Origin of the sequence: Mesorhizobium sp. M1E.F.Ca.ET.063.01.1.1 (genome assembly GCF_003998155.1) — a bacterium.
In the GTDB taxonomy this organism is placed as follows: Bacteria; Pseudomonadota; Alphaproteobacteria; order Rhizobiales; family Rhizobiaceae; genus Mesorhizobium.
Genome location: NZ_RZSC01001379.1, coordinates 1 through 750, shown reverse-complemented (window position 1 = coordinate 750; position 750 = coordinate 1). Strand labels below are relative to the sequence as shown.

Below are 750 nucleotides of genomic sequence, written 5' to 3'. Positions count from 1 at the left end.
AGGCGAGCGTGTGCAGCACCCAGACGACCAGGAAGAAGGCCAGCGCCGCCAGATCGGCCGTCGAAAGGTGGATGGAATCGCCCATACGTCCCTTTTACCACAAGCAACGCGGCCGGTTCGCCGGTCCGCTTATGCCGGCAAGGGCGCCGCAGCTGCCATTCGCAAGACGTCGACGACCGTGTCGGTTCTGGTAATCCATCCGAACGCGTTTTCGAAATTCCACAGCGTCGACTGGCGGTTGAAGTCAGGGCCGGAATGGTTCATCGCGTCCTCGACCAGGATCGGCCAGAATTCCAGCAAGTAGGCATCACGCGCAGTTGCATCGACGCAGACATTGGTCGCAACCCCGGTGAACAGCAGATGGCGAATATTGCGGGCTCGCAAATATGCTTCCAGTCCGGTGTTGCAAAATCCGCTGTAGCGGGATTTGCGGACGACATGGTCGCCTTGCTCGGGTTTCAGCGCGTCGACGATCTGCCAATCCCAGCTGTTGTCGATCAGCAGCTTGCCGCGAAGTTCGGGTCGCCCGCGCATCAGGACCATCCCAAGTTCCTTGTGATAGTTCGGTGAGGAGGGGCCGCCCGCATCGCTGAGATCGGGCTTGTAGGACATCTGCAGATAGATCACCGCCAGGCCGGCGCGCCGAGCTGCAGCAAGGAGGCGCTTGGTGGCTTCAACGGCTGGCGCTGCACCAGATATGTCGAATCCTGCCAAGTCGAACATGCCGCCTGCCGAAGCGAAGGCGTTCTG

The 750-nt window shown here is 60.8% G+C and carries 1 protein-coding gene; it reads right to left on the bottom strand.

Going from position 1 to position 750, the window contains the following annotated elements; genetic code table 11:
* Positions 1-129: 129 nt before the first annotated feature.
* A partial coding sequence (locus EOA29_RS38700; protein WP_127222532.1) for a cysteine hydrolase occupies positions 130-750 on the bottom strand: 621 nt, incomplete at its 5' end.